The following is a 26,462-nucleotide window of genomic DNA, read 5'->3' as shown; positions in this document are numbered from 1 at the left end:
CGGATTTAGCCCACGTAAGTGAGCCAGTCTCCGTACTGGTCGTCCAGTTTGCCGCGCACCAGATCGAAGTACACCGCCTGCAACTGCTCAGTGATCGGACCACGCTTGCCTTCGCCGATGATACGACCATCCAGTTCGCGGATCGGCGTCACTTCGGCAGCCGTACCGGTGAAGAAGGCTTCGTCCGCCACGTAGATTTCGTCACGGGTAATACGCTTTTCACGCACGGTGTACCCGCGTTCTTCTGCCAGCTGGATGATGGTCTTGCGGGTAATACCATCCAGGCAGGACGTCAGCTCCGGGGTATAAAGCACCTTGTCCTTGATGACGAAAATGTTCTCGCCAGAGCCTTCCGCCACATAGCCTTCGTTGTCCAGCAGCAGCGCTTCATCGGCGCCGCCGGACAGTGCTTCGTTCAGGGCCAGCATGGAGTTGATGTAGTTGCCGTTGGCCTTCGCCTTGCACATGGTGATGTTCACGTGGTGGCGGGTGTAGCTGGAGGTGCGCACCTTGATACCCAGCTCCAGGGCTTCCGGCGACATGTAAGCCGGCCATTCCCAGGCCGCCACCATCAGGTGGACCTTCAGATTATGGGCGCGAAGCCCCATGCCCTCACTTCCGTAAAACACCATCGGGCGCAGGTAGGCGTGGGGCAGGTTGTTGGATTTCACCGCCGCCAGCTGTGCCGCATTGACCTCGTCCTTGGTGAACGGGATCTTCATATTCATGATGTGGGCACTGTTGAACAGGCGGTCAGTGTGCTCCTTCAGGCGGAAAATCGCCGGACCCGTGGCGGTTTCATAGGCTCGCACCCCTTCGAACACGCCCATGCCATAGTGCAGGGTGTGCGTCAGCACATGCACCTTGGCCTCCTGCCAGGGAACCAGTTCGCCATCCAACCAGATAAAACCGTCTCTTACAGCCATCGACATGGCAGTGATACTCCCAGAGCTGAGGACCTGCGGGTCAATCCGTCAGGTCAAACCATTGCTTCCAGATCGCACGCACACCGTCGCGTAAATCGCGAAACTGGGTGTCGTCGACGATGGATTTTTCTTTGCGCAACGAAGCGCGATGAGCCGCGGATCGGTAAGCGAGGTACGCTTCCCGCAGCAGGCCGGCGTCCTGCGCCGACATAATGTCCAGTGCAGCCAGTGTTTCGAGCAGCCGCACATTATCGGTGAATCGGGTCAGTTCACCGTGGGAGGAGGCCCATCTCAGAACCCCATATTGCACCATAAATTCGATATCAACGATACCTCCGGGGTCCTGCTTGAGGTGGAATTGCGCCTCGCTCTTGTCGCTGAGGTGATCCACCATCTTGCTGCGCATGGCGAGCACATCGTCGCGCAGCCCCTGCAGCGTTCTCTCCCGGCAAAGGACCTTGTGCCGAATGTCATCAAATCGCTGACGGGAACGACTACACCCGGCCACCACCCTGGCCCGCACCAGAGCCTGATGCTCCCAGGTCCAGGCATCGTTGAGCTGGTATTTTTCGAACGCATCCATGGAGCTCACCAGCAACCCGGCACTACCAGAGGGACGCAGGCGGGTATCCACCTCATACAGCTGGCCGCTCATGGTACGCGTTGAAAGAATGTGCACGATACGCTGGCCAAGACGGGCATAGAACTGCTCGTTGGAGACCGACTTCTCCCCATCGGTCATGCCGCCACTGGCAGCATCGTGCAGGAAGACCAGGTCCAGATCCGAGTTATGGCCCAGCTCAATGCCGCCCAGCTTGCCGTAGCCCACCACCACAAAATCAGGACTGCAGGGCTGGCCGTCGAGCCGCGACGGGCGACCGTGGCGCTCCACCAGCGGTTCCCAGGCCAGCATCACTACCTGATTGAGGATGCTCTCGGCCAGCCAGGTGAGATAATCACTCACTTTCATCAGCGGCAGCACTTCGGTCACTTCCGACGCCGCCACTCGCAGCAGGTGGGCTTGCTTGAAGTTACGCAGCACTTCCATCTGCTGCTCAAGGTCATCTTCCGCCACCCGCAATAATTGCTGGCGCAGCTCATCATCCAGCTCGGCACGCTCCGGTGGGGAATACAGGGTGCGCACATCCAGCAACTCATCCAGCAATACCGGATGCAACGCCAACCGCTCCGCGATCCACGGGCTGGCCCCCGACAGCTTCACCAGCTGGGTGAGGGCACCGGGGTTTTCCACCAGCAGCGCGATATAGGCGCTACGGCGCAGCACCGCCTCCACAAAATTGAACAGGCGCATGGCGGTGGTATCGCCATGCCCCTGATAACCCAATGCTTCCAGCATCAGTGGCATCAGCCGATCCAGCCGTTCACGGCTGATCGTCTGCATGTTCTCCACTGCCCGGCTGTCACGGAAGGCATTCAGGCGCGCATAGACCTGCTCCGCTTCCAGCACACCAATGGCTCCCAGTTGGGCCACGGCAGCGTCGTCATCCAGTTCGCCCAGCCACAGATCCAGCAGTTCCTGGTCTGCCCCCTGGGCCGCTTCGGTTTCCTGTTCCGGGTCGGCAATGACCTGCCCGAAATGGAGGCGGACATTTTCCCGGAAGCGTCGCAACTTGCGTTCAAACGCCGTCCGCTCGGAAAACCCCATGGCAAAGGTCAGTCGTTGCCAGCCAAGCTGGTCGTCCGGCAGCCGCTGGGTCTGCTTGTCACCGACCGCCTGCAGACGATGCTCCACATCACGCAGAAACAGATAGGCATCGGTCAGCTCATCGGCCACATCTTCCGGCAACAGCTCCAGCTCGACCAACTGGGGCAAGACCTTGACCAGATTGGGCTCGCGCAGGGCCGGTAACTGCCCCCCACGGATCAGCTGAAACGCCTGAACGATAAACTCCACCTCACGGATACCGCCCGCACCCAGCTTCACATCGGCCTGCATGCCCTTGCGGTTCACTTCGCGCTCGATCAGCGCCTTCATTTCCCGCAACGACTGGAACGCGCCGTAATCAATGTAGCGGCGATACACAAAAGGGTTAAGGCGCTTGATCAGTCGCGCACCGGCTTTCAGATCCCCGGCTACAGGCCGCATCTTGATCAGGGCATAGCGCTCCCACTCACGCCCCTGAGTCTCGTAGTACCCCTCCATGGCATCGAAGCCGATGGCCAGCACCCCACTCTTGCCCCAGGGACGCAGACGCATATCCACCCGGAACACGAAACCGTCGGCGGTGGTCTGGTCGAGCACCTTGATCAACTGTTGCCCCAGACGAACAAAGAACTGGTGGTAACTGAGCGCGCGACGCTCGCCTTCCAGCTCCCCTTCATGCTCGTAGGCAAAGATCAGGTCGATGTCCGAGGACAGATTCAGTTCACGGGCCCCCAACTTGCCCATGGCCAGCACCACCAGCTGCACCGGCTTGCCATCCGGCCCCGTCGGGGTACCACTGCGGGCACAGGCCCAGCGATACAGTAAATCCAGAGATTCGTGAATCAGGGTATCCGCCAGCAACGACAGGTCTGCCACCGTACTGTGGTAATCCCCGATACCCGCCAGATCTCGCCAGATGATTCGCACCATATGGCGGTGTCGCAGACGACGGATTCGCCGCTTCAGTTCGTCTTCACTGTCGCAATCGGCAAGACGCTCACGGACCTGCTGGCGGAGCCCATCTGCCGTCAGCGGCTGAGCCAGGTCGCTGTCGGCCAACCATTGGCCCAACTCCGGGTCACGCTGAAACTGGGTGGCCACATAATCGGAGCCGGCCCAGACACGCGGCAGGTCGTCATGGAGCACCGACGGCATAACATGGCCGGATTCGACGAACGATTGCCAGTGCTGGCTGACCAGCACCGACAGTTCATCGGGGAGAGACTGATATTGGGGTTCATTCATGGGGCGCTATTGTCGTATGCGACGGGGCAAGCTACAAGCGGGAATAAGAGCGGCGAGGTGGCAAATGATCAAACTGAAGGCAGGGCAAAAATCGGCCAAGTCCGATCTCTGCCACGTGGAGATTGACCTTCGCCAAGGTCCACCCTGCGAGCTCCAGGAAGCTAGCGACGCAGAGCAGCGCACAAAGTGACCCCGAAGGAGTGAGCGGAGCGAATAACCGGAGCCCTGTAGCGGCTTCACCCCAGCAAAATATCCTGGGACGGCGTCACTCGCATCACCTCCTCAATGGTGGTCAGCCCCTTGGCGACTTTCATGGCACCACTGATTCGTAGCGGCTTCATCCCGTTTTTCAAGGCCTGCCGGGTCAGCGCCTCCAGATCTCCGCCGCGGGTAATGTGCCCTTTGAGGGCACTGTTGAGAGGCATCGTCTCATAGACGCCCATGCGCCCCAGGTACCCCGTTCCACGGCACTCCAGGCACCCTACCGGCCGATTGATGCTTTCTGGCATCTTCATCTTGAAGGGGCGCACCAGCTCCTCCCAGGCCTGGGCATTCGGCGCCACCGGAGCCTTGCAGTGCGGGCACAGAGTTCGCACCAGGCGCTGTGCCATGACCCCCAGTACCGTGGCCGAAATCATGTACGGCGCCACCCCCAGGTCCACCAGACGGGTAATCGACGAGGGCGCATCGTTGGTATGCAGGGTAGACAACACCAGGTGGCCAGTCAGTGCCGCCTGAATCGCCATGTCTGCCGTGGCCAGATCGCGAATCTCACCAATCATGATGATGTCCGGATCCTGACGCAGCATCGCCTTCACCCCCTGAGCGAAGCTCACATCAATATTCGCCTGCACCTGCATCTGGTTGAAGCTGGGTTCCACCATCTCGATGGGATCCTCGATGGTACAGACATTGACCTCACTGGTGGCCAGCTGCTTGAGGGTGGAGTACAGGGTTGTAGTCTTGCCCGACCCGGTGGGGCCGGTGACGAAGATAATGCCGTGGGGATGCTGGGTCATGCCGTGCCAGGTGTCATGATCCTCACGGGTAAACCCCATTTGCTCGAAACTGCGCACCAGTACATCCGGGTCAAACACCCGCATGACCATCTTCTCACCAAACGCAGTCGGCAAGGTGGAAAGACGAAGCTCCACCTCGTCCCCGTCCGGGCTCTTGGTCTTCAGGCGACCATCCTGAGGCTTGCGTTTTTCCGCCACATTAAGACGACTGAGAATCTTCAGACGACTGGTCACCGCCGCCATGATGGCCGCCGGCAGTTCATAGACGTCGTGCAACACCCCATCAATGCGGAAACGCATCTTGCCGGTCTCGCGACGCGGTTCCAGATGGATATCACTGGCGCGCTGGGAAAACGCATACTGGAGAATCCAGTCCACGATATTGACGATGTGCTGGTCGTCCGCATCGTGGTGTCCCTTCCCCACTTCCAGCAGCTGCTCGAAGTTGGTAATCCCGGACATCTCCTGACCGGTATTACCCGTGGCACCGGCGATGGAACGGCTGAGATTGTAGAACTCGATACGATAGCGGCGCAGCTGCTCCGGGTTGGCCAGCACCACCTCCAGCTCCCGGTCGCGCAGTACCTGCTGCAGGTGCCCTTTCCAGTCCTGCAGGAAAGGCTGGTCGCAGGCCACCACCACCCTGTCCCGGTGCACCTCCACCGCGACGATGCCGTGGCGCTCGGCAAAGGCATAGCTCATCACGTTGGTTACCTGATCCACCTGCACTTTCAGCGGGTCGATGTGGTACACCTTCATGTTGGCACGCTCGCCCAACCAGTCGGTAAGAAAGTCCACATCCAGCAGCTGGTGGGTATCACCTCGATCGGTCAACCGGTACTTGGCCAACACCTGGATCGGGTGCCAGTTCAGCTCCTTCTTCTCCCGCGGCGTGGTGGAAATAACATTGAAGTCCTCCTGGCTGACACGTCCTTCATCCAGCAGCTCGCGCATCAGCCAACGCACATCAATCAGCAATCCATCCGGTACCGCAGGTTTGGCAGTGGCGTTCACAAATACTCTCCGAGTCTCTACAGGGCAGGATTGACCAAACCTCACCCTTTATCATTATTAGGAAACCTCTGGGTACTGTAACTGTAACATTGACCCCCTGACAGCCCCGCCCGCTTTCTCTATACTCGCGACCAAATTCATGACAGCTGTGTGACGCACTGCCTGTCAGCCGTGGCCTTAGCTGATTGGCCTGCGGCATGGGATACTTTGACGACCCTAACCTGGACCCGAGGCGCCTATGTCCTTTGGAAGCTCCATCGCCGGCCTGTTTGGCCGCTCGCCCATCAAGCCCCTTCAGCAACACTACGATACCGTTCACCAATGCGCCTGTACGCTTGCGGACTTCTTTACCGCCGTGACCCAGAGCGATTGGGATCAGGCTCGCACCCTGCGAAAGCGCATTGCCGAGCTGGAGAACGAAGCCGACGAGCTGAAGAAAGAGTTTCGCCTCAACCTGCCCAAAAGCCTGTTCCTGCCTGTGCCCCGTACCGATCTGCTCGAGCTGATCAGCGTACAGGACAAGGTCGCCAACAAGGCCAAGGACATTTCCGGGCTGATGCTGGGCCGGGAAATGTCCATCCCCGCCACGCTGGCCGACGCCATGCTCAGCTATGTGCAAGGTGCCATCGACACCTCTGCCCAGGCCCAAAAGGCCATCAACGAGCTGGATGAGCTGGTGGAAACCGGTTTCAGCGGACGGGAAATCAAACTGGTGGAAGACCTGATCGAAGAGCTGGACCGCCTGGAGCGTGCCAACGACGAGCAGCAGATCACCATCCGTGCCACCCTGTTCAAGCTGGAAAGCGAACTGCCCCCGGTGGATGTCATCTTCCTCTACAAGATCATCGAATGGGTAGGCGATCTCGCCGATCGCGCCCAGAAAGTGGGCGGCCGCCTGCAGATGTTGGTCGCACGCTAGGAGAGTTCTTATGGAGTGGATGCTCGAGCATACCTACCTGATGTTGTTACTGGCCGGCGCGTTCGGCTTTCTGATGGCCTGGGGCGTCGGCGCCAACGACGTAGCCAACGCCATGGGTACCTCGGTGGGAGCCAAGGCCCTTACCATCAAACAAGCGGTGATCATCGCCATCATCTTTGAATTTGCGGGGGCCTACCTGGCCGGGGGCGAAGTGACTGCCACCATCCGCAAAGGCATCATCGACGCCGAAACTTTCTCCCACGCCCCGCAATACCTGGTCTACGGCATGATGTCTGCGCTGCTGGCTGCCGGCATCTGGTTGATGGTGGCCTCCTGGTTCGGCTGGCCGGTCTCGACCACCCACTCCATCGTCGGCGCCATTGTCGGCTTTGCTGCCGTGGGCCTGGGCATGGACGCCGTACACTGGAACAAGGTTGGCTCCATTGTCGCCAGCTGGGTCACCTCGCCATTATTGGCCGGGATTATCTCCTTTGCCCTGATACGCAGCGTGCAGCGGCTGGTGCTTAACCACGACGATCCGTTCGAGCGTGCCAAAAAAGTCGTGCCCTTCTACATGTTCCTGGTCGGTTTCGTGATTTCCATGGTCACCATGGTCAAAGGCCTCAAGCACGTGGGACTGGAGCTGAGCTTCCTGCACAGCTTTCTGTGGTCTCTGGTCGGCGGTGCTATCGTCATGGCCGTGGGGTCGGTGTTTCTCAAACGTATCAAGCCCGACCCGGAAGCCGACAAGGACTTCCGCTTCAGCTCGGTGGAGCGGGTGTTTGCGGTGCTGATGATCTTTACCGCCTGTGCCATGGCCTTTGCCCACGGCTCCAACGATGTGGCCAACGCTGTTGGCCCACTCGCCGCCATCAACAGCGTACTGGCCTCCGGGGGCGTAGTCGGCGCCAAGGCCGAAATGCCCAGCTGGATTCTGCTGGTCGGCGCCATGGGGATCGTCTTTGGCCTCGCCATCTTTGGTGCCCGGGTCATGGCCACGGTAGGCAAGAAAATTACCGAGCTGACCCCTTCCCGCGGGTTCGCCGCCGAACTGGGTGCCGCCACCACGGTAGTGCTCGCCTCCGGCACCGGCCTGCCCATCTCGACCACACACACGCTGGTGGGCGCCATTCTTGGCGTTGGCATGGCCCGCGGCATCGGCTCCCTGAACCTGCGCGTCATTGGCACCATCTTCACCTCCTGGGTGGTGACCCTGCCCGCCGGCGCCCTGCTCTCCATCCTGTTCTTCTACTTTTTCAAGGGATTGTTCGGGGCGTAATCCAGGAGACGCCGTGCGCAGCAAGCCACACACTAACGCCGCCCAACGGGCGGCGCTTTTGTTTGGCACAACTTCCGGTAGCTCCACTGTGGGAGCTTGCCTGCAAGCGATTTAGCCCACTGAGAATGCAGAAAGTTTCGGGGCTCAAGTAACGAGTTTCGGAAGGCAAAAGCCCCGCTCTGCCTTTCAGGTTTTCGCAACTCGAAACTCGTGCCTCGCAATTGGCCTTTTTCGCTTGCAGGCAAGCTCCCACAGCGGCTCCGTAGCGACCGCTAGCGCCCGCACGTCCCCACTGGCTATACTGGCCAATCAATCACTTACCACCCGCCGCAGGGAAAACACCGTGTCCAGCACCACACCCGACAATCAGGTTCACTGGTTCCGCCAGTCCTCGCCGTACATCAACGCGCACCGGGGCCGAACCTTTGTGGTCATGCTGGCCGGCGAACTGCTGGACGGGCCCCGGCTGGCCCCGCTGATTCATGACCTTGCCTTGCTCAACAGTCTGGGCATCAAGCTGGTGCTGGTGCATGGCGCACGTCCGCAAATCAGTGCACGGCTGGCGGACGCCGGTATCGAATCGACATTCGAACAGCACATGCGCATCACCGACAGTGCCGCCCTGGATAGCGTCATGGCCGCGGTGGGTGCCCTGCGCCTGAAACTCGAAGGGCTGTTCTCCATGGGGCTCGCCAACTCCCCCATGCACAACGCCGGGATTCGCCTGATCAGCGGCAACTTTGTCATCGCCAAACCGGTCGGCGTGCGCAACGGGTTCGACTATCAGCACACCGGCGAAGTCCGTCGCATCGATGTGGACGCCATCCGCCAGCAACACAGCAGTGGCAACCTGGTACTGCTGTCGCCGGTGGGCTGCTCGCCCACCGGCGAGCTGTTCAACGTCAACGCCGAGGAAGTGGCCTCCACCGCCGCCATTGCACTGGGTGCCGACAAGCTCATCCTGCTTGGCGACGACCTGCGCCTGGCAGATCCGCAAGGCGAGCTGATCCGCGAACTCAGCCCGCAGGAAGCCGGCAAGCTGCTGGCCGATGAACAATTCGAAGACAACGGCGTGGACCGACAGCTCACCGCCGCCTGCCATGCCGCCAGCAATGGCGTGGGCCGGGCCCACCTGCTCGATGCCAGTGTCGATGGTGCGCTGATCAAGGAACTGTTCACCCGTGACGGCTGCGGCACCCTGGTCACCCGGGAAACCTACGAAACCCTGCGAGGGGCCCGCATCGAAGACGTGGGCGGCATCCTGGAACTGATCGAACCGCTGGAAGCCGACGGCACCCTGGTGCGCCGTTCACGGGAACTGCTGGAAAACGAGATACACCGTTTCGCCATCATCGAGCGAGACGGCATGGTCATCGCCTGCGCCGCCCTCTACCCCTTCCCGGACGACAAGACCGGCGAACTCGCCTGCGTGGCCGTCCACCCCGGCTACCGCAAAGGCGAACGTGGCGCGCAGTTACTGGGCTACGTGGAACGGCGGGCCAGAGAGCAAGGTCTGCAACGCCTGTTCGTCCTCACCACCCTCACCGCCCACTGGTTCCAACAGCAGGGATTTGAAGCCGCCGGCGTGGATGCGCTGCCGGGGGCCCGGCAGTCGCTGTATAACTGGCAGCGGAATTCGAAGGTGTTTGTTAAGCCGTTGTAGGGCTATCGCCGTGGGAGCCTATGCTTGCATGGCGATTAGGAAGGGATTGTGGCTCCCGCCTGGATGACTTGCTGCCAACCTGAAATCATTTCGCACCGATAACCGTGCTTGTCCTCGCCGGACGGGCCCAAAGGGGTGCTGCGCGGCACCCCTCTGGACTCCCACGCGCCCCGACTCCGTTCCTCGACTCACTCTAACGGGGAAGGGCCGCCCGGGAACGCTTAAGGTTATTCAACGCCCAGCTCCAGAGCGCACGCAGTGCGTCGCTTGCAGCTGCTTGTTATGCATTACTTGGCCAATGATATTTCTTGTGGATCTATGCGAAGATCTGACAATTTATTAAGCAACCCTTCAATATTTTTCTTGGCCGAACCTTCATTGGCTAACCTAAGTCTTTTCACAGCGGCAAAAGCGTCACCCACACCAGCGGTATGGGGTGTTATAACCGTATCATCAAAAATCACTTCTCCGCTATCAACGTTGGTTAAAATGTATCGAACATGCGCAGTTACTTCTAAATCTAATCCAAATAGCGGTTGGTCGACTTTGAGCATGTTTACTTCTAATCGATATTTTCCGTTATCTGAATAGAGGCCCTGAGATTTGAGGCTCTCTTTCACAGCACCCAAAAATGCTTCATTATCAATTTCAGAGGTCCACGCGGGATTGGTCTTTTTTCCACCTGACACTTGCCCAAGCCCCAAGTTTTCTTGTATTTCTTCAGAGTATTTTTTTTGATCGCCGTGGAAAACCATGTTTTCCATTTTTGCTCCTGAAGCACAACCCCAAAGATATGAGCATACAACTAGAACAAACGTAAACTTTACTAACTTCATTTTTTCCCCGTAGTTTTGGATTGCATAACGCTTTTAGCAGGGGCACGACGTCAGGAGCGTCCCTTGCCTAAACTTGTTAAGGCATTTGCGAACAAACGCCACCAGTATTTGGGTTTAGAGCCAATGCACACTTCATACGAATACAGCCTATCCCGAATTAAGCAGGAACCATCTAAGATCGGCATAAAAGGTACATTCAACCTTTTTACAGCATCCCATTGGTGTGCGTATTCGGTACTGCAGCTCGGACATTTTGGATTTGCCCCAGGAACAAACCTGCCTCCACAAGAGCAATTTGGAAGAGTTGCCGCTATTTGATCCAAGAGTTCTTGGTTGGCCTCATTTTCATAGAGCAACGCATGGTCTTGTTCTCTGTGGATTACATTGGAGCAAGTATCACAGAAAAAATGCGGGCAACTATCGCTCATACCACTTGATTGCCAAGCAGGAGTTTCCTTTCCGCACTTAGGGTTTGGACATTTCATTTTCCCTACCCATGGTGCATTCGATTCGTAGTGTACGATCTTCATATGGCCTTAACGCCTTACTCAGCCGGCGCGTCAGCGGTCGGCTGCAGCTTCTTGCTATATGCTGCGCAGGCGTATTGAGAGCGGATATAACGCCCCAGTTCAGCTGCAGCAGCTTCTGATGTAACTTGTTGCTCAGAGAAAGCTCTGTTCAGGGCCCCAATAAGCTCTTTGCTTCCTACATATAGCTGGCCTTTAAGGCAGGCCGCTCCTCGCAGCAATTCCGTAGTGCTGTAGGAAAACCCTGATACCCAAAGCATCGTTTCCTTCTTCGTTCCACCTTCAAGATCGAACTCAATAAGGTCTGAGCCCCAGGCATCTGAAGAAACCGCCGACGACGAAATCAGGCTCAATAGTGCTGTGAAAATCAGTTTTTTCTTCATTGCATATAACAGCGTATTCAGTCGAACGGTTCGACATATCTTTTTTCGATATAATTCTTAACGGGTTAAAGCACATATATCCAAAAAGCGGCTTCCCTTCAGTAGCTTAACGAGCAAATGCGACCTTTTCTCGTCTGACAAAACTCGAGCGTGCGGCTTATTTCCGGGAATCAGGTGCACTTAACCGCTTCACATGGCTTATTAAAATCACTTTATATCAACCGGTTAGCTTTTTCTGTAAGTCATATCCTACAAAGACTGTGGCCCCATCTGTTGAGCATGGCCCACACCATCATTTTAATAGTGCTCCGGAAGCTCAGGCAGGGCACGTATGTTTGTTAGGCGCGATGACGTGAAAGTGAGTGCCATACCGGCAAAGAGGAAGCCACGACTACCGCAGAATTCGCGCCTCACCGAGCGAAGCGAATAACTGGCACTCCTACAGCAACCCTGAACGTTTTCGCGATACAAGAACGCCAATGCCATCCGCGCGGCATCTTCCCCGTTAGAGTGAGTCGAGGAACGGAGCCCCGTGACGGCGTAGAGCAAAAAACCTGTCTGAGCGGAGCGAGTCTTTTTTGCGTCCGTCACAGGGCGAGTACCGGAGTGTGCCTGCGGAGCAGGCCGAGCGGCCCGGGGTGGCGGGGAGCCCAGAGGGGGAGCCAGCTCCCCCTTTGGGCCCGTCCGGCGAGGACAAGCACCTCTATTGGTGCGATGGGCCCACAGGCTGCCAGAAAGCCATCCAGCCATATACCACCGTCATCTCCGCATTCGTCCAGCGAGCTGGATCTGCTGCAAAACAGCCTGTTTTCAATAGGCGGCCGGCGCCTGTGAGAATTCCCCCTCTGTGGGTTACAATGACTCCCCTTATGCACAGTTATCGACCATAACGAGGTTCTCATGCCGCAGTATCGCTCTCGCACATCCACCCACGGCCGTAATATGGCCGGCGCTCGTGCCCTGTGGCGCGCCACGGGCATGAAAGATGGCGACTTCGGCAAGCCGATCATTGCCATCGCCAACTCCTTTACCCAGTTCGTGCCCGGTCATGTGCACCTGAAGGACATGGGCCAGCTGGTGGCCGGCGAGGTCGAAAAAGCCGGCGGTATCGCCAAGGAATTCAACACCATCGCGGTGGACGACGGCATCGCCATGGGCCACGACGGGATGCTCTACTCCCTGCCCAGCCGCGACATCATTGCCGATTCCGTGGAGTACATGGTCAACGCCCACTGCGCGGACGCGCTGGTGTGCATTTCCAACTGCGACAAGATCACCCCCGGCATGCTGATGGCCTCCATGCGCCTGAACATCCCGGTGATATTCGTGTCTGGCGGCCCTATGGAGGCCGGCAAGACCAAGCTGTCCGAGCACAAGCTGGATCTGGTAGACGCCATGGTCATGGCCGCCGATGACAGCGTGGACGACGAGACCGTCAACGAGGTAGAGCGCTCAGCCTGTCCCACCTGTGGCTCCTGCTCCGGTATGTTCACGGCCAACTCCATGAACTGCCTGACCGAGGCGCTGGGGCTGTCGTTGCCGGGCAATGGTTCGCTGCTGGCGACCCATGCCGACCGTCGCGAACTGTTTCTGGAAGCCGGCCGTCGCGTGGTCGATATCGCCCGCCTGTACTACGAGCAGGATGTGGAAGCCGTGCTGCCGCGCAACATTGCCAACGTCAAGGCATTCGAAAATGCCATGAGCCTGGATATCGCCATGGGCGGCTCCACCAATACCGTGCTGCACCTGCTGGCGGCGGCCCAGGAAGGCGAGGTGGATTTCACCATGGAAGACATCGACCGGCTGAGCCGCAAGGTGCCGTGTCTGTCCAAGGTGGCCCCTGCCACCCAGAAGTACCACATGGAAGATGTACATCGCGCCGGCGGCGTGATGGGTATCCTCGGCGAGCTGGACCGGGCCGGGCTGCTGCACCGGGATATCCCCATGGTGCATTCGGCGTCCGTGGCGGAAGCACTGGAACACTACGACATCATCCGCACCCAGGATGAAGGCGTGAAAAAGATGTTCACCGCCGGCCCTGCGGGCATCCCCACCCAGACGGCCTTCAGCCAGGACACCCGTTGGGAGTCGCTGGATGACGACCGCGAAAACGGCTGCATCCGTAACTACGAGCACGCTTACAGCAAGGACGGCGGGCTGGCCGTGCTGTACGGCAACATTGCCGAACGGGGCTGTATCGTGAAGACCGCCGGGGTGGACGATTCCATTCTCACCTTCACCGGCCGCGCCCGGGTTTTTGAGTCCCAGGATTCCGCTGTTCGCGCCATCCTCGGCGACCAGATTGTCGCCGGCGATGTGGTCGTGATTCGCTACGAAGGCCCGAAAGGGGGCCCGGGCATGCAGGAAATGCTGTACCCCACCAGCTACCTGAAATCCAAGGGACTGGGCAAGCAGTGCGCCCTGCTCACCGATGGCCGTTTCTCTGGTGGCACCTCTGGCCTGTCTATCGGTCACGCCTCTCCGGAAGCGGCGGAAGGCGGCGCCATCGCGCTGGTGCAGGAAGGCGACACCATTGCCATCGATATCCCCAACCGCACCATCCGCCTGGAGGTCAGCGATGAGGAACTGGCGCATCGTCGCATCAAGATGGAAGAGCGCGGCAAGCTGGCTTACAAGCCCAAGGAAATCCGGCAGCGCCGGGTCTCCACGGCCCTCAAAGCCTATGCCGCACTTACCACCAGTGCTGACCGTGGGGCGATTCGTGATCTGAGCCAGATCGGCGACTAACCCGCAGCCCCGGGAAAGGCGGCCCCATGCAAATGGCGCCGCCTTTTTTGTGCCTCGCAATCGCAGCCCGATGACTCAAAACCCGCGTCTCGCAACTCGAACAACGGAGATCGCGCCGCCACCGAGCGCAGCGAAGGAACGCCCGCAGGGTGAGCGTAGCGAATAACCGACACGCTTACGCGGTTGCCGTTACGCAAGGAACCCTTCGTTTTACCCCTTTTCACCCAAAGACAGGGATGGCGTAGGCTATAGTGACCAGCCTGGCCTTTAACGCGCCTCAAAGGAGTCCCCCAGCGCATGAGCCTTAAACACAAACTGATGCCCTACGTGGCGCGCCTGATTACCAGTGAAAGCCTGCAGCAGCTGCGCCGCCGTTTGCGGGAATGGCGACGGGTCCTTCGGCGCCAGCCTCATCAGGCCACCTTCTACTTCCGCATCGATGACCCTTATTCCGTGCTGATGGCACAGGTGCTGCCCCGTTTTGCCCGGCACTTCGGCATTACCATCACACCTCGGGTCATGCTTTACCTGGATCAGCAGATGTATCCGGCTGCCGACATGCTTGAGGAGCTGGCTCCCCGGGATGCCCTGCAGCTGGCCGAACTGCATGAACTGACCTTCCCCAAGGACTGGCAACTTCCCCCTCGCGAGGTCAGCCTCGCCGCGACCCGCTGCCTGCTCAAACACGAAGGCGACGAGCGCTTCTGGAGCCTGGCCGCCGCGCTGGCGGATGCGTTGTGGCGCCACGATCACGACAAGCTTGAAGCGCTGCTCTGCGAACATGGCCAAATGGCCGCCGACCGCGCCCAACTGGCACTGGAGGCCCGCCGCGACCAGTTTCTTGCCGATGGCCATTACCTTACCGGCACGCTGCACTATCAAGGAGAGTGGTACTGGAGCGTGGAACGGCTTGACCACCTGGCCCACCGCCTGAATGACCTGGGACTGGGTACCCAGGACTGGCCCCTGCCCTACGGTCGAGCCAAGCGGGCCCGCCTGAAGGACGCCATTCCTGCCCTCAAGGATTCACCCTTGGTGCTGTATTTTTCCTTTCGCAGCCCCTACTCCTATGTGGCGCTGTCTCGCACCTATGCCCTGGCAGACCACTATGGCCTCACACTGAAAATTCGCCCGGTGTTACCCATGGTCATGCGCGGCTTGAGTGTCCCCCGCGCCAAACGCTTTTATATTCTCAAGGATGCCGCCCGCGAAGCCCGACTTCATCAAGTACCCTTCGGCAAAGTGTGCGACCCGGTAGGCGCGGGGGTAGAACGCTGCATGGCCATCTGGCCCTTTGCAGAAAAAGAGGGCCGCCTGCGGGAATGGTTACGTGCCGCAGCGACCGGCATATGGAGCCAGGGCATCAATGCCGCCAGCGACAATGGCTTGAAGTTCCTGGTCGAAAACGCCGGCCTGGACTGGAAACGCGCTCGCCGCTGGCTGGATGACGACAGCTGGCGTGACCGCGCCGAAGACAATCGCAACGCCATGATGGCCGCGGGCAGCTGGGGCGTGCCCAGCTTTATGACTCAAGATGACATGGTATGGGGGCAGGACCGTTTTGCGATAATCGAGCGCAGCCTGCTAGCCTCGACATCACGACACAAAACCACCCCCTGAGGCGGAACCCTTACCCTGCAGAAGCCATGCTTGCATGGCGATTGTCGCAAGGACGGCATCACCCTGCCGCTTGGCTCCTGCAGTTTTGAACAGACCAAGGAGAACTTGATGACCATTGCTTACTGGTGCGTACTTGCCGCCATCTTCCTGCCTTACCTTGCCACCTCTCTGGCCAAATTCCAGGGCGGCTTCGGCCCCAAACAGAACCACAACCCGCGCGAATTCCTGGAAACCCTGGAAGGCAGCCGCAAGCGGGCCCACTGGGCACAGCAAAACGGTTTTGAAGTGACGCCGGCGTTCGCTGCCGCCGTTATCATCGCCCATCTGGCCGCCACGGCACCGCAAGGCACCATCGACGGTATCGCCCTGGCGTTTGTTCTCAGCCGCGTCATGTTTACCGTCTGCTATATCGCGGACTGGGCCAGCGCCCGCACCCTGGTCTGGGCATTTGGCATGGGCTGTATTGTTGCCTTGTTTGTCGGCGTTGGCGGCTAAAGAGCAGGCAATTGATAATTGAGAATGGATAGTTGATAACTGAAAACCCTATGGAGCCACCTGCAGTACCAACTGGAAGTGGCTTTCGTTATCAATTCTCAATTTTCCATTATCCATTCATCCAGCTGTGCCCCGGATCTACACCATATCCGTCAATGGCAAGGGTCGCTTCCCCTGCCGCGCGGATCAAACCATTGTCGACGCCGGCCACGAGGCCGGCTTCGGCTTTCCCGTCGCTTGCCGCAATGGGGTCTGCGAACGCTGCGCCGGCACACTGACCCACGGACACGTTCAGCAACGAAACCACACACTCCACGCGGGCGATACCGAAGGCACAGAGGTGCTATACTGCGTCGCCCTGCCACTCAGCGATTGCGAGATTACTGTGCCCGAGGTGACTGCCCCCGGCGAACTGCCGGTCCACAACGTGAATTGCCAGATCCTGGAGATCGAGGCGCTCAACCACGATGTGAGTCGCGCCTGGCTGCAACTGCCTGCCGGCAAACGCATCCAGTGGCACGCTGGCCAGTATCTGATGCTCAATCTGCACGGGGAATGCTATCCCTTCTCTATCGCCAACCACTGCGATGGCCGCAAGCTGGAACTGCACATTCGCCATGGCGACGACAACAGTGCCGCCCAGGACATCATGGCCAGTCTCAAGGCCGACAGCACCGTCAGCGTGACGCTGCCTGCTGGCGTTCGCTATATCGATACCGCACCGGAACGGCCCGTGTGGTTTATCTGTGGCTCCACCGGTTTTGCACCCGTCAAGGCCATGGTCGAGCGTCTTATCGCCGTGGACTTCCCACACCCCGTGCGTTTGTTCTGGGGCGCACGCACCCCGGAAGATCTTTATCTGCCCAACCTGCCTGCACAATGGACCGGCGTCCTGAAGGACTTCGAAGCCACCACATCACTCTCTGACATTCACCACCCCGACCATGCGCAAGGACTGGTACACGAAGCCGCCCTCGCTGCCCTCAGCGAGCCAACCCTGCCGCTGTTTTTTCTTGGCGGCTCCCCGCCCATGGCCTGGGCGGTATTCGATGCACTGGTGGCCGAAGGGGTCCCCGCACAGAACATTCACTGCGACGTCTTCGATTACGCCCCACGGGACTAGCGCAGCCCTCACTCCGGCTGGAATGTCAGAACTGGGAAACGTGAATTTTATTCAGGAAAATAAATTCGGCTCTGCCTCTGTCCACCCGTTAAAATCCTTACGCTAACTGGCATAAACCACTAAGGTAATGCGGGCAAAGCCTTGCTAATCTGTCTAAATGCCGTGAGCTATTGCGACGCACTCTCAATCCGGAACTTTATCGGGAATAAGCGGATTAAATCATGTCGTTGCCGGAACCAAGGGATGAACAAAGCCGGGTGTTACCATGCCATGAATGCGACATGGTGTCCGCTCATGATTTCCACACCACAGGCTGGATAGAATGCCCCCGCTGCCAACATCCAATCACTCACCACACACCCAAAGATACACTTACCCCCGCACTGGCTATGTCTGCGCTGGTGATGCTGACGCTTTCGTTGTGTTTTCCCTATCTCGGCTTTGAAAAAAGTGGCATCGAACGGATCATGACAATCAATGATGCCAGTATAGAGCTCGCAACCTTTGACCAACCCATACTCGCACTCATCACTCTGCTTACCATTGTGATACTGCCAGGCTGCTATTTACTCGCCATTCTTTTTCTTCATTACGCGCTGACCATGAAACGTCACGCCAGCATATCGAAACGTCTGATACAGATATTGCCGACCATCCAACCGTGGATGATGGCCGATGTATTTGTCATCGCTGCGCTTGTCAGCCTCGTCAAACTCGTTGGCATGGTTGAGGTAAAACTCTTTCCTTCGTTCTGGACTTTCGCAGCCTTTGCTTTTCTGTTGCTCGCCACAACACTCAGGGTAAACAGCATTCAGCTTTGGGAAAGGCAGCTCGGCACTCTACAGCAACCCCGTGACGCTCGACCTGGCCACACATCACGCTCACAAAATCTCAGTGCATGTCACCACTGCGGTCAGCTCCAGAATTGTCATAACACCCATTGCATACGTTGCCACCACTCCCTTCACGAACGGGCGCCACTATCGCTACAACGCGTTATCGCATTGCTGCTCACTGCCACCCTGTTCAGCATTCCAGCTCAAAGCCTGCCCATCATGGTCACTACGGCACTGGGAAAAGAGGATCCTGCAACGATTATTGCGGGCGCAATGCTGTTTCTTAAACACGGGGACTGGCCCATTGCACTCATCATCTTTACCGCCAGTGTCCTGATCCCTTTTGGCAAAATCATGGCCATTGCCTGGCTTTGCCTGGCAACCCGACGAACATCCCCGATGAATATGAAAACCCAAATGCGGCTGTACCGGGTGACGGAGTGGATTGGTCGATGGTCCATGGTAGATGTTTTTGTTATTGCCATTGTTGTAGCAATGCTGCAAATAGGACAGATTTTAAGTGTAGCTCCAGGTCTTGGCGGTATCGCATTCTGCGGCATGGTAATTTTCACCATGCTGGCATCGCACCAGTTCGACCCTCGCCTTATCTGGGACAATCAGGGCGACAACCTCAAAACACAGGAGAGCGACGTTGGCTGATCCGTCAATGCATTCAAGCAGAAAGATATCCGCCGTTTGGCTTATCCCCTTGTTTGCTTTACTCATAGGACTTTGGCTCGCCTATCGGCATCTCAGCTCTTTTGGACCGGTTATCACACTTCACATGGAACGGGCCGACGGCATTACTGCCGGAAAAACCCCAATTAAGATACGCAACGTCCAGGTAGGACTGGTCGAAGAGGTTTCTCTCTCTGATGACCTCTCTCACACAATTCTTCGCGTACAAATGATTCCTGAAACAGAGTCGATGTTTAATCAGGAAACCCGTTTCTGGGTGGTCAAACCCCGCATCGGGAAAGGGGGAATCAGCGGATTATCCACGGTACTTTCCGGCTCTTACATCGAACTGGAACCCGGCGACAGTTCCACACTGAAAAAGCAATTCACCGTTCACGACACTCCTCCGGCAGTTGACCCTGACAATGCATTGTTCCTGAGACTCACCAGCACTCCCGGCAGTAACATCAACAATGGCGATCCTGTCAGTTTTCAGAATTTAAAAGTAGGACAAGTGATTGAGACAAGCTTCGACCCGGCCAGCAAGCTTTTCAGACACCGCCTGTTCATTGAAAAACCGTATGACGTACTGGTAACCCGCAACACGCGTTTCTGGAAAGTCAGCGGTGTCGGCTTCCAGCTGGATGCCTCAGGCTTCCAGGCCCAGATCAACTCTCTCGAAGCATTGCTTGGAGGCGGGATTTCATTTGCGGTTCCTGACAGCAACATGCTCCCTGGTGAACCAGCAATTGACGAAACCGAATTCATGCTTCATGACGACAAAGAAGCAGCACGTCAATCGCTCTATACGGAAACGGCAAAGTTCGTTGTACTCGTCAAGAACAGCATCAGGGGACTCTCAAATGGGGCCCCCGTAGAATATCGCGGCATCCGTATTGGCACGGTAGAACAAGCGCCATGGACCCTTGGATTTGAAGGGACGCAAGGGCTGGGGCAACAACCGATCCCCGTTCTGATCCGATTTGAACCGCAAAGACTGAACAATGGTGCGGTAGTGGACCCTCGCCATTGGCATGAGGAATTCGAACGGTTGGTCAACCATGGGTTAAGGGCCAGCCTGAAGGTTGGCAACATGCTAACCGGCTCATTGTATGTGGACCTCAAATTCCATGAAGATGCCCCCCAAGCCGACCTTACCGCTCGCCATCAATCCATTCCCGTCTTCCCCTCCGTTGATGGTGGCTCACTGGAGAAAATTGAAGAACAGATTCATCAGCTATTAGTCTCCCTGAATGATGTTCCGGTTCAAGAGATCGCCAACCATATCAACGAGAACCTGGAAAACCTGAACGCCATCACCCGACGGGTAGAAGTATTGCTCGCCGATCCGGCAATGAGCCAACTTCCCCAGCTGCTCACCGATAACCTGAAAGCTCTGGAGGGAACACTTGAGGGCTGGCAGTCAGACGGCGAAGGCCAGCAGCACTTGATCGGCACACTGGAGAAACTCAATCATTTGCTTAATGAGGCAGAGCCTTTGATTGACACACTCAACCAACAACCCAATGCCCTTATCTTTCAGCGTCATACGGCTGAAGACCTACAACCCCGAGGTGCACAATGACGCGCTTGCCCATCATCGCCCTGGTTACCGCCCTTACCCTGGGGTGCAGTCACACGCCCCCGTCTCCACCTCCCGGCTATTTACTTCCCTCTGCCAGCCACATGGCCAATAGCAGTACAGAGGTAAATATACGTCTTGCCAGCTACCTCGATCGTGGCGGCATTGCCATGCAGCTAAGCAACAGCGAGATACGCGTGGCACGTCATCATCGCTGGGCCGACCCATTGAGCGCCCAATTACAACGCTCGCTTGAAACCGCCCTCGCCGCCGTTCACAACGACGAAAGCACCCACCTGACCGTGGAACTCAGTCGCTTTCAGGGCATGCAGGGTGAAGAGCAAGACAGCGATAGCGCAGTCATTACCGGTCGATGGAGGCTAGAAGGAGCAGCGCCGAAGGAAGGATTGATTCAGTGGCAAGCACCACTGCAAGAAGGCGGGTACGCCAATCTGGTCAGGGCACTGGATGCGGGTTGGCAACACATCGCCACCGAGATCGCCAATGCCCTTAACACTGCCCCACGGTAAACCCGGCAGGCGGCAAAGTCGGAGCGGTCGTTCATTCGCGGTGGAACCTCCGCTCCCACAGAAAACCCCAAACACCCTACAGGAAGACTTACAGCGCCTTGTCCGGCATGGGCAGGGCGGGTAGCTGGCCTTCCAGCTGTGCCAGACGACGTTCGAAGGTTTTCATGGCCTTGGACGAATCGCCCAGCGCCTGATACAGGCGCGACAGCTCCGCCAGCGCAGTCGCACTCTGGCTGGAATTGGCCGCCGCTTCAAAGAAGCCCTGGGCCTTGCCCCATAGCCGCGCCTTCAGTGCCACCCGGCCGGAGGTAATCAGCACCGCCGCGTTACCCGGGCGCTCCGCCAACCAGCGCTCCAGCACCTGCAGCAAATCGTCCGGAGACACATCATCAATGGCTTCCAATACCGGCGGCAGACGGTCATCCCACTCCTGATCCAACTTTTCACGGACCAGATTCAGCGCGCCCTTGCCGCCTCCCAGCTGGGCCAGAAAGCCTGCATAACGGGCAATCATGGCCGGATCGTTCTTAAGCTGCACCGGGACGTTTTTCCACAGTTTGCGCAATTCCTCACGGCGACTGTCTGCATCGTTGAAACCGGGCTTGCGGGCGGTTTCCTGCAACAGGGCCAGCCACGCGCGGCGCTCACGCCGGGATTCCCCCTCACCAAACGCCCGCTTGAGACGCGGCATCAGATCACACAGCGCCGGCCAGTCTCGCTGGCTTTCCAGCACCTGGGCATAGGTCCGCAGAATCCGCTTGTTTCGGGGGGCCATGTCCGCCAGCACCTTCAACTCTTCACGGGCCTGATCGGGATAACCGTCATCCAGTGCAAAGCGGGCTTTCATCAAACCGGCCACCAAGCGCCCGCGGTGATCACTGCCGGCGTTTTCCAGATACCGCTGGCTGGCCTCCACGTTATCCTGCTCCTGAGCGGTTTCCGCTGCCAGCAGCCAGGCAAGCATTGGCCAGTCGCCATCTTCACCCGCGGCCACCAACAACCGCTCCGCCTTATCCAGTTCACCATCCACCAGTTGCAGGAAACCGCTACGCAGGCGGCGGGCGGCGACCTGTTTTTTCCAGCGGCGGGTCGCCCGCATGGGCTCCAGCGCGTTCCAGGCGGCATTGCCCAGCAAGGTCAGCACCACCAAGGCCACCGAAGCCAGCAACGCCATCAAAATGACAAAACCCAGGGTGGTATCCAGCGAGAAGTCATCACGGATCACCAGTACATACCCGGAATCCACCGCCATCCAGCGGCCCAGCATCAGGGCAAATACCAGCGCAACGATGACCAGCAGGGCGACTTTTTTCATGCCCCACCCTCCTTACGCTTCAGCGCTTCGATGGCCTGCAAACCGGCGCCGATTTCCGGCAAGGCATACGCGACCTGCTTGCCCCCCATATCGTTCAGCACCTCTGCCATATGGGCCGCACGGGGATCATCCTTTCGGAACCATTCCTTCAAGGTCGCCCGGGCATTGTCCAATGCCTGACGATAGGCCTCACCACGGCCCTGCATCAGGGCCAGTTGCGCCTGTTGCAGGCTGCCATCGAGGGTCAGGCGCACCAGCGACGCCTGCTCAGCGGTGAGAGGCAGCGGCACCCGCCCTTCATGGTGACGTACATTCACCGGCATGCGATCCAGCACATCCTGCCACCAGGGCTGGTTGACCTCAGGGCGATTTTTCTCCGGCGGCGCCTCTTCCACTGGTACCGCCAGTTCCACCACCGTCTGACGCAAGGCGCCCAACTGCAGCACCATGCCCTGCACATCGACCTTGCTGGCACGGCTCAGCTTGTCCATGTCTACCGCCAGCGCCTGACGCGCGGACAATACGGAAGGATCATCGATGCGGGCAAGAATGTTATCGGCCGCTTCCAGCAAACGACGGGCCGCAATGGCATCCTGGGTTAGCAGCAGGCGTTGGCTGGCCAGGCTGGCCAGCGCACGGGATTCATTGATCAGCCACAGGCGCTGGCCACCGGTCTTGATATCGGTGAGCGCAGTGCGGTCCTTGATCTGCTGGGAAGCCAGTTCCGCCTGCTTTTTTTCAAACGCAGCCAGGGCACCCTGCACCTCACTGCGCTGGCTGGCCATCTGTGAAGTCAGTGTCTGGAGCTGCTCGGCAAAACCCGCTTTGTCACTTCGCAGACGCTGATACTCCTGCCAGCCCCACCAGCCACCGGCACCAATCACCGCGGCCAGGATCAGGATAATCAGGACAAGCCAGATAGTGACCCCGCGTTGCCGGGAAAGAAGACGGTCCTGCGTCATGACTGCTCCAGTACTTTATGAGTTGTTGGTCAAAAACCTTAAAGGGGGGCGCTCTGCCTGTCCATTAAACAATGTAATGCAGCGGGGACGGCAACACGATTATTGCAGGCCAGGCAATGCAGCCAGCATATCGTCATCGTGGGCACTGGCGGCAGTGATCACGGTTCCGTCAAAGCTGGCACGAATCTGTGCGGCGACACGCTCGCCAGCGGCAATCACGCCACACCCGGCAGGCAAACCCGACACCACGCTGTGCCAACTTTCCACACTGGTGATCATGGCCCAGTCACAACCGGGCGGGCAATGAAAATCCGGGTTGGCCTGACGACGATAAAACGCCAGCGAGGAAACCTCGGCGCCACGGGCCTGCAGGGTCTGCGCCAGCAATTCCCGGCCGGTTTCGCCCCGACACAACAGCACCTTTTTTTCCTGAATATCCTGCAGGCAGGGCAACGCCAACACCGCCTCGGAGTTAAATCCGCTGGCGGGCACTTCAGCCGTCAGCTGCCATTGCCCCAGTTCCGCGGCAGTGGCGCGGCCTACCGCCAGCCAGTGCACGCCGACCGGCCATTGAGGCCAGAGATCCGCCATGGCGGACAGCGCCAGTCGTGCGGCATTGGGGCTGGCGAAAAAGACCCCGTGATACAAATCCAGATCCATCAGGGTGCGCCGCATGGCCGCCGTCACCGGCAAGGGCTCGATCAGCAGGGCCGGGCTATGGCACGGCTGATACCCCGCTTGCCCGAGCGCGGCCATTAGGCCCTGTTCCTGTCCCTGTGGGCGGGTCACCAGTACCTGCATGAGCACTACCGGTTGTAAAGCGCCTTGAGAATATCATCGGCCCCCTGGGCCAGCAGCTCTTCAGCCAGCTGGATGCCCAACTCTGCCCCCGCATTGCGATGGGCACGCCCTTCAGCCCGCAACACCCGACTGCCGTCTTCTTCGGCCACCAACGCGCGCATCCACAGGTCGTCCCCTTCCAACAGGGCAAAGCCGGCGATGGGAACCTGACAACCGCCTTCAAGTCGACGATTCATGGCACGCTCGGCCACCACTCGATCCCAGGTGTCGGTATCGCTCAGCGGGCTGAGCAGCTCGATGGTACGGGCATCCCCGTCGCGACACTCGATGCCCACCGCGCCCTGGCCAACCGCAGGCAGGGATTCCTCTGGTGGCATCTCATAGCGAATACGATCAAACATCTGCAGCCGTTTAAGGCCGGCAGCGGCCAGAATAATGGCATCAAATTCTCCCGCATCCAGCTTGCCGAGACGGGTCTGCACATTGCCGCGCAGGCTCTTGACCACCAGATCCGGGCGGTTCGCCTTCACCTGCGCCTGACGGCGCAAGCTGGACGTGCCCACACAGGCCCCCTGCGGCAACGATGCCAGACTGTCGTACTGATTGGACACAAACGCATCGCGGGGATCTTCCCGCTCACAGATTACCGGCAGCACAAACCCCGGCGGCAGCTCCATGGGTACATCCTTCATGGAGTGCACGGCAATGTCCGCGCGGCCATCCATCATGGCCTCTTCCAGCTCTTTGACGAACAACCCCTTGCCACCGATCTTCGCCAACGGGGTATCCAGAATCTTGTCACCCTGGGTCTTGATGCGCACCAGCTCCACACTCAAGCCCTCATGCAGGCTTTCCAGTCGCTGCTGGACATATTCCGCCTGCCAGATGGCCAACGGACTGGAACGGGTGGCGATACGCAAGATTTCGCGGGACATGGGGGATCCTGTGTTCAGTTGAAAAGTGGGCCCAGTCTACAGCAAAGGCGCACAGTGGCCGAGACGAGGAGCTGAAAGCTCAAAAGCGCGGGCAGAGCAGCCGGATTCAGAAACGTCGAAGCCGCGCCCATAAACTGGACGCGGCTTCAAGAGCAGGACCAAACTGGCGCAGGCCCACGCTTCAGCTTTGGACTTTCAACTTAATTGCCGTAGACCACCACGGTAAACTCGGCGAGTACACCGAAGAAATTCTGGGATTCATAATCCACATGGTGGATCTCGGTAATACCACCATTCCGGGCCGCCGTCTGGATAGAGGCATCCCCGGACGCGATCAACCCCAGGATGGAGCGAGTAGAGGCACGACCCACACGGGTCGGCTTTTCCGTGGAAGCCGTCGCCGTCAGCGGCGCCTTCACATTGGCAAACAGAAGACCGGAAACCGGCATGGTAGCGGTGGCGCAGCCACTCAGTACGACAGCGCTGACCAGCAGCAGAAGCAGCTTTTTCATGACTTGGATCCTGTTGTTGTTATTCGGCGGGCCAATCCCCAGCACGCCACAAGGCTAGCATGCCGGGAGTTGGCTGTTAATTCCCCAAATGACCGCAGTTAAAGGTTCTGCAGTACCCGGCGCAAGCCTGCCACATGGCGGCGGCTGACCGTCAATCGGGACTCGATACCCCGCAGCCGGACCTGATGGTGGCCGGCGGTGGCCATTTCCATGCCTTCAATGAACTTGAGTGCCACCAGCGCATTGCGATGGATGCGCACAAACATCTCCCCGAATTCGGTTTCCAGCTCTTTCAGGGTCTCATCAATCAGAACCTCACCTTCGCCATAGCACACGGTGACGTATTTCTGGTCAGCGAGGAAATACCGCACGTCATCCACCGGCACCAGTTCCAGCCCACGGTGAGTACGGGCACTGATATGGCCACGGCGGCGAGGCTTCTCTTCGCTGACTTCCTTGCCGATCTCCGCCAACTGCACCCGGTTGAGGGTACGGGCCTTGGACAGGGCCGCGACCAGGTCATCTGCGCTCACCGGTTTGAGCAGGTAATCCACCGCATGAACCTTGAAGGCCTGCAGGGCATGCTCGTCATAGGCGGTGCAGAAAATCAGTGCCGGCGGGTTATCGATCTTGCTGAGGTGCTCAGCGGCCTCCATACCGTCCATTTCCGGCATGCGGATATCCATCAGCACCACATCGGGCCGATGTTCCTGAGCCTGCTCGATGGCCTCGCGACCGTTGGCGGCTTCGGCAACCACCTCCACCCCGTCGGTTTTATCTACCAGACGTTTCAGGCGGTCCCGGGCCAGTTGCTCATCATCACATACTAGTACCCGCATAATTTTCGT

At 58.6% G+C, this 26,462-nt stretch carries 22 protein-coding genes; 10 read left to right on the top strand and 12 right to left on the bottom strand.

Annotated features, from left to right (window positions below; genetic code table 11):
- Window positions 1–5: 5 nt before the first annotated feature.
- From D4A39_RS14720 to tfpB, 3 genes are all read right to left on the bottom strand, one after another.
- Window positions 6–932: a branched-chain amino acid transaminase gene (locus D4A39_RS14720; protein ID WP_022984750.1), complete on the bottom strand. Its 927-nt coding sequence runs from the start codon at window positions 930–932 to the stop codon at window positions 6–8.
- Between the two features lie 34 nt (window positions 933–966).
- Window positions 967–3,837: a bifunctional [glutamate--ammonia ligase]-adenylyl-L-tyrosine phosphorylase/[glutamate--ammonia-ligase] adenylyltransferase gene (gene glnE, locus D4A39_RS14715; RefSeq protein ID WP_022984749.1), complete on the bottom strand. Its 2,871-nt coding sequence runs from the start codon at window positions 3,835–3,837 to the stop codon at window positions 967–969.
- 236 nt (window positions 3,838–4,073) lie between these two features.
- Window positions 4,074–5,870, bottom strand: coding sequence for a type IV pilus assembly ATPase TfpB (tfpB, locus tag D4A39_RS14710; RefSeq protein WP_022984747.1), 1,797 nt, complete (start codon window positions 5,868–5,870; stop codon window positions 4,074–4,076).
- Window positions 5,871–6,108: 238 nt separating this feature from the next.
- Here tfpB and D4A39_RS14705 point away from each other — a divergent pair, with 238 nt between their 5' ends.
- The 3 genes from D4A39_RS14705 (at window position 6,109) to argA (ending at window position 9,731) form a co-directional block, all read left to right on the top strand.
- The gene (locus D4A39_RS14705) at window positions 6,109–6,789 is read left to right on the top strand and encodes a TIGR00153 family protein (protein WP_119918475.1); all 681 of its coding nucleotides are present in this window, start codon (window positions 6,109–6,111) and stop codon (window positions 6,787–6,789) included.
- Window positions 6,790–6,799: 10 nt separating this feature from the next.
- Complete coding sequence (locus tag D4A39_RS14700) at window positions 6,800–8,068, top strand: inorganic phosphate transporter (RefSeq protein ID WP_022984745.1); 1,269 nt, start codon at window positions 6,800–6,802, stop codon at window positions 8,066–8,068.
- A gap of 343 nt (window positions 8,069–8,411) precedes the next feature.
- Window positions 8,412–9,731 carry an amino-acid N-acetyltransferase gene (argA, locus tag D4A39_RS14695; protein WP_022984744.1) on the top strand — a complete coding sequence of 440 codons (1,320 nt, stop codon included), beginning with the start codon at window positions 8,412–8,414 and terminating at the stop codon, window positions 9,729–9,731.
- Window positions 9,732–10,018: 287 nt separating this feature from the next.
- On the opposite strand, the gene D4A39_RS14690 is transcribed toward argA, so the two are convergent.
- The 3 genes from D4A39_RS14690 to D4A39_RS14680 form a co-directional block, all read right to left on the bottom strand.
- On the bottom strand, window positions 10,019–10,495 hold the full coding sequence (locus tag D4A39_RS14690; protein ID WP_022984743.1) for a hypothetical protein: 477 nt from the start codon (window positions 10,493–10,495) through the stop codon (window positions 10,019–10,021).
- A 122-nt stretch (window positions 10,496–10,617) separates the two neighbouring features.
- Window positions 10,618–11,052 carry a hypothetical protein gene (locus D4A39_RS18855; protein ID WP_491529362.1) on the bottom strand — a complete coding sequence of 145 codons (435 nt, stop codon included), beginning with the start codon at window positions 11,050–11,052 and terminating at the stop codon, window positions 10,618–10,620.
- Window positions 11,053–11,111: 59 nt separating this feature from the next.
- Window positions 11,112–11,477: a hypothetical protein gene (locus tag D4A39_RS14680; RefSeq protein WP_022984742.1), complete on the bottom strand. Its 366-nt coding sequence runs from the start codon at window positions 11,475–11,477 to the stop codon at window positions 11,112–11,114.
- A gap of 900 nt (window positions 11,478–12,377) precedes the next feature.
- Between D4A39_RS14680 and ilvD the strand changes: the two genes are divergently transcribed.
- The 7 genes from ilvD (at window position 12,378) to D4A39_RS14645 (ending at window position 21,089) form a co-directional block, all read left to right on the top strand.
- Complete coding sequence (ilvD, locus tag D4A39_RS14675; RefSeq protein ID WP_022984741.1) at window positions 12,378–14,225, top strand: dihydroxy-acid dehydratase; 1,848 nt, start codon at window positions 12,378–12,380, stop codon at window positions 14,223–14,225.
- 297 nt (window positions 14,226–14,522) lie between these two features.
- A complete protein-coding gene (locus tag D4A39_RS14670; protein WP_022984740.1) occupies window positions 14,523–15,845 on the top strand; it encodes a 2-hydroxychromene-2-carboxylate isomerase in 1,323 nt (440 codons plus the stop codon).
- A gap of 108 nt (window positions 15,846–15,953) precedes the next feature.
- Entirely contained in the window at window positions 15,954–16,340 is a 387-nt protein-coding gene (locus D4A39_RS14665; protein WP_031226174.1) for an MAPEG family protein, read from the top strand.
- 127 nt (window positions 16,341–16,467) lie between these two features.
- Window positions 16,468–17,463 carry a 2Fe-2S iron-sulfur cluster-binding protein gene (locus tag D4A39_RS14660; RefSeq protein ID WP_031226173.1) on the top strand — a complete coding sequence of 332 codons (996 nt, stop codon included), beginning with the start codon at window positions 16,468–16,470 and terminating at the stop codon, window positions 17,461–17,463.
- A 221-nt stretch (window positions 17,464–17,684) separates the two neighbouring features.
- Entirely contained in the window at window positions 17,685–18,959 is a 1,275-nt protein-coding gene (locus tag D4A39_RS14655) for a paraquat-inducible protein A (protein WP_031226172.1), read from the top strand.
- Window positions 18,952–20,562, top strand: a complete 1,611-nt coding sequence (gene pqiB, locus D4A39_RS14650) for an intermembrane transport protein PqiB (protein WP_233552493.1) — start codon at window positions 18,952–18,954, stop codon at window positions 20,560–20,562. Before D4A39_RS14655 ends, pqiB begins: the two co-directional genes overlap by 8 nt.
- Window positions 20,559–21,089, top strand: coding sequence for a PqiC family protein (locus tag D4A39_RS14645; protein ID WP_022984733.1), 531 nt, complete (start codon window positions 20,559–20,561; stop codon window positions 21,087–21,089). The genes pqiB and D4A39_RS14645 overlap by 4 nt, the downstream gene beginning before the upstream one ends.
- Before the next feature lie 88 nt (window positions 21,090–21,177).
- Here the strand turns inward: D4A39_RS14645 and D4A39_RS14640 are convergent, their stop codons facing one another.
- From D4A39_RS14640 to D4A39_RS14615, 6 genes are all read right to left on the bottom strand, one after another.
- On the bottom strand, window positions 21,178–22,404 hold the full coding sequence (locus tag D4A39_RS14640) for a heme biosynthesis HemY N-terminal domain-containing protein (protein ID WP_022984732.1): 1,227 nt from the start codon (window positions 22,402–22,404) through the stop codon (window positions 21,178–21,180).
- Entirely contained in the window at window positions 22,401–23,366 is a 966-nt protein-coding gene (locus tag D4A39_RS14635; RefSeq protein WP_022984731.1) for a uroporphyrinogen-III C-methyltransferase, read from the bottom strand. The genes D4A39_RS14640 and D4A39_RS14635 overlap by 4 nt, the downstream gene beginning before the upstream one ends.
- Before the next feature lie 99 nt (window positions 23,367–23,465).
- Window positions 23,466–24,167, bottom strand: a complete 702-nt coding sequence (locus D4A39_RS14630; RefSeq protein ID WP_022984730.1) for a uroporphyrinogen-III synthase — start codon at window positions 24,165–24,167, stop codon at window positions 23,466–23,468.
- 5 nt (window positions 24,168–24,172) lie between these two features.
- Window positions 24,173–25,102, bottom strand: coding sequence for a hydroxymethylbilane synthase (gene hemC, locus D4A39_RS14625; protein WP_022984729.1), 930 nt, complete (start codon window positions 25,100–25,102; stop codon window positions 24,173–24,175).
- A 200-nt stretch (window positions 25,103–25,302) separates the two neighbouring features.
- Entirely contained in the window at window positions 25,303–25,614 is a 312-nt protein-coding gene (locus tag D4A39_RS14620) for a TRL-like family protein (protein ID WP_022984728.1), read from the bottom strand.
- Between the two features lie 98 nt (window positions 25,615–25,712).
- Entirely contained in the window at window positions 25,713–26,453 is a 741-nt protein-coding gene (locus D4A39_RS14615) for a LytR/AlgR family response regulator transcription factor (RefSeq protein WP_022984727.1), read from the bottom strand.
- Window positions 26,454–26,462 lie beyond the last annotated feature (9 nt).

Origin of the sequence: Alcanivorax profundi (assembly GCF_003597125.1) — a bacterium.
Taxonomy (GTDB): domain Bacteria; phylum Pseudomonadota; class Gammaproteobacteria; order Pseudomonadales; family Alcanivoracaceae; genus Alcanivorax; species Alcanivorax profundi.
Note: the sequence above shows the minus strand (reverse complement) of the source record. Positions and strands in the feature narration are given on the sequence as shown.

What these genes read in the sequence shown, in the direction of transcription:
- D4A39_RS14630 (WP_022984730.1), bottom strand. Translation starts at nt 24,167, where the DNA reads ATGCAGGTACTGGTGACCCGCCCACAGGGACAGGAACAGGGCCTAATG.
- D4A39_RS14680 (WP_022984742.1), bottom strand. Translation starts at nt 11,477, where the DNA reads ATGAAGAAAAAACTGATTTTCACAGCACTATTGAGCCTGATTTCGTCG.
- hemC (WP_022984729.1), bottom strand. Translation starts at nt 25,102, where the DNA reads ATGTCCCGCGAAATCTTGCGTATCGCCACCCGTTCCAGTCCGTTGGCC.
- D4A39_RS14635 (WP_022984731.1), bottom strand. Translation starts at nt 23,366, where the DNA reads ATGACGCAGGACCGTCTTCTTTCCCGGCAACGCGGGGTCACTATCTGG.
- D4A39_RS14620 (WP_022984728.1), bottom strand. Translation starts at nt 25,614, where the DNA reads ATGAAAAAGCTGCTTCTGCTGCTGGTCAGCGCTGTCGTACTGAGTGGC.
- D4A39_RS14640 (WP_022984732.1), bottom strand. Translation starts at nt 22,404, where the DNA reads ATGAAAAAAGTCGCCCTGCTGGTCATCGTTGCGCTGGTATTTGCCCTG.
- D4A39_RS14665 (WP_031226174.1), top strand. Translation starts at nt 15,954, where the DNA reads ATGACCATTGCTTACTGGTGCGTACTTGCCGCCATCTTCCTGCCTTAC.
- glnE (WP_022984749.1), bottom strand. Translation starts at nt 3,837, where the DNA reads ATGAATGAACCCCAATATCAGTCTCTCCCCGATGAACTGTCGGTGCTG.
- D4A39_RS14645 (WP_022984733.1), top strand. Translation starts at nt 20,559, where the DNA reads ATGACGCGCTTGCCCATCATCGCCCTGGTTACCGCCCTTACCCTGGGG.
- D4A39_RS14705 (WP_119918475.1), top strand. Translation starts at nt 6,109, where the DNA reads ATGTCCTTTGGAAGCTCCATCGCCGGCCTGTTTGGCCGCTCGCCCATC.
- D4A39_RS14700 (WP_022984745.1), top strand. Translation starts at nt 6,800, where the DNA reads ATGGAGTGGATGCTCGAGCATACCTACCTGATGTTGTTACTGGCCGGC.
- ilvD (WP_022984741.1), top strand. Translation starts at nt 12,378, where the DNA reads ATGCCGCAGTATCGCTCTCGCACATCCACCCACGGCCGTAATATGGCC.
- D4A39_RS14690 (WP_022984743.1), bottom strand. Translation starts at nt 10,495, where the DNA reads ATGGAAAACATGGTTTTCCACGGCGATCAAAAAAAATACTCTGAAGAA.
- D4A39_RS14615 (WP_022984727.1), bottom strand. Translation starts at nt 26,453, where the DNA reads ATGCGGGTACTAGTATGTGATGATGAGCAACTGGCCCGGGACCGCCTG.
- D4A39_RS14655 (WP_031226172.1), top strand. Translation starts at nt 17,685, where the DNA reads ATGTCGTTGCCGGAACCAAGGGATGAACAAAGCCGGGTGTTACCATGC.
- D4A39_RS14720 (WP_022984750.1), bottom strand. Translation starts at nt 932, where the DNA reads ATGTCGATGGCTGTAAGAGACGGTTTTATCTGGTTGGATGGCGAACTG.
- D4A39_RS18855 (WP_491529362.1), bottom strand. Translation starts at nt 11,052, where the DNA reads ATGAAATGTCCAAACCCTAAGTGCGGAAAGGAAACTCCTGCTTGGCAA.
- D4A39_RS14670 (WP_022984740.1), top strand. Translation starts at nt 14,523, where the DNA reads ATGAGCCTTAAACACAAACTGATGCCCTACGTGGCGCGCCTGATTACC.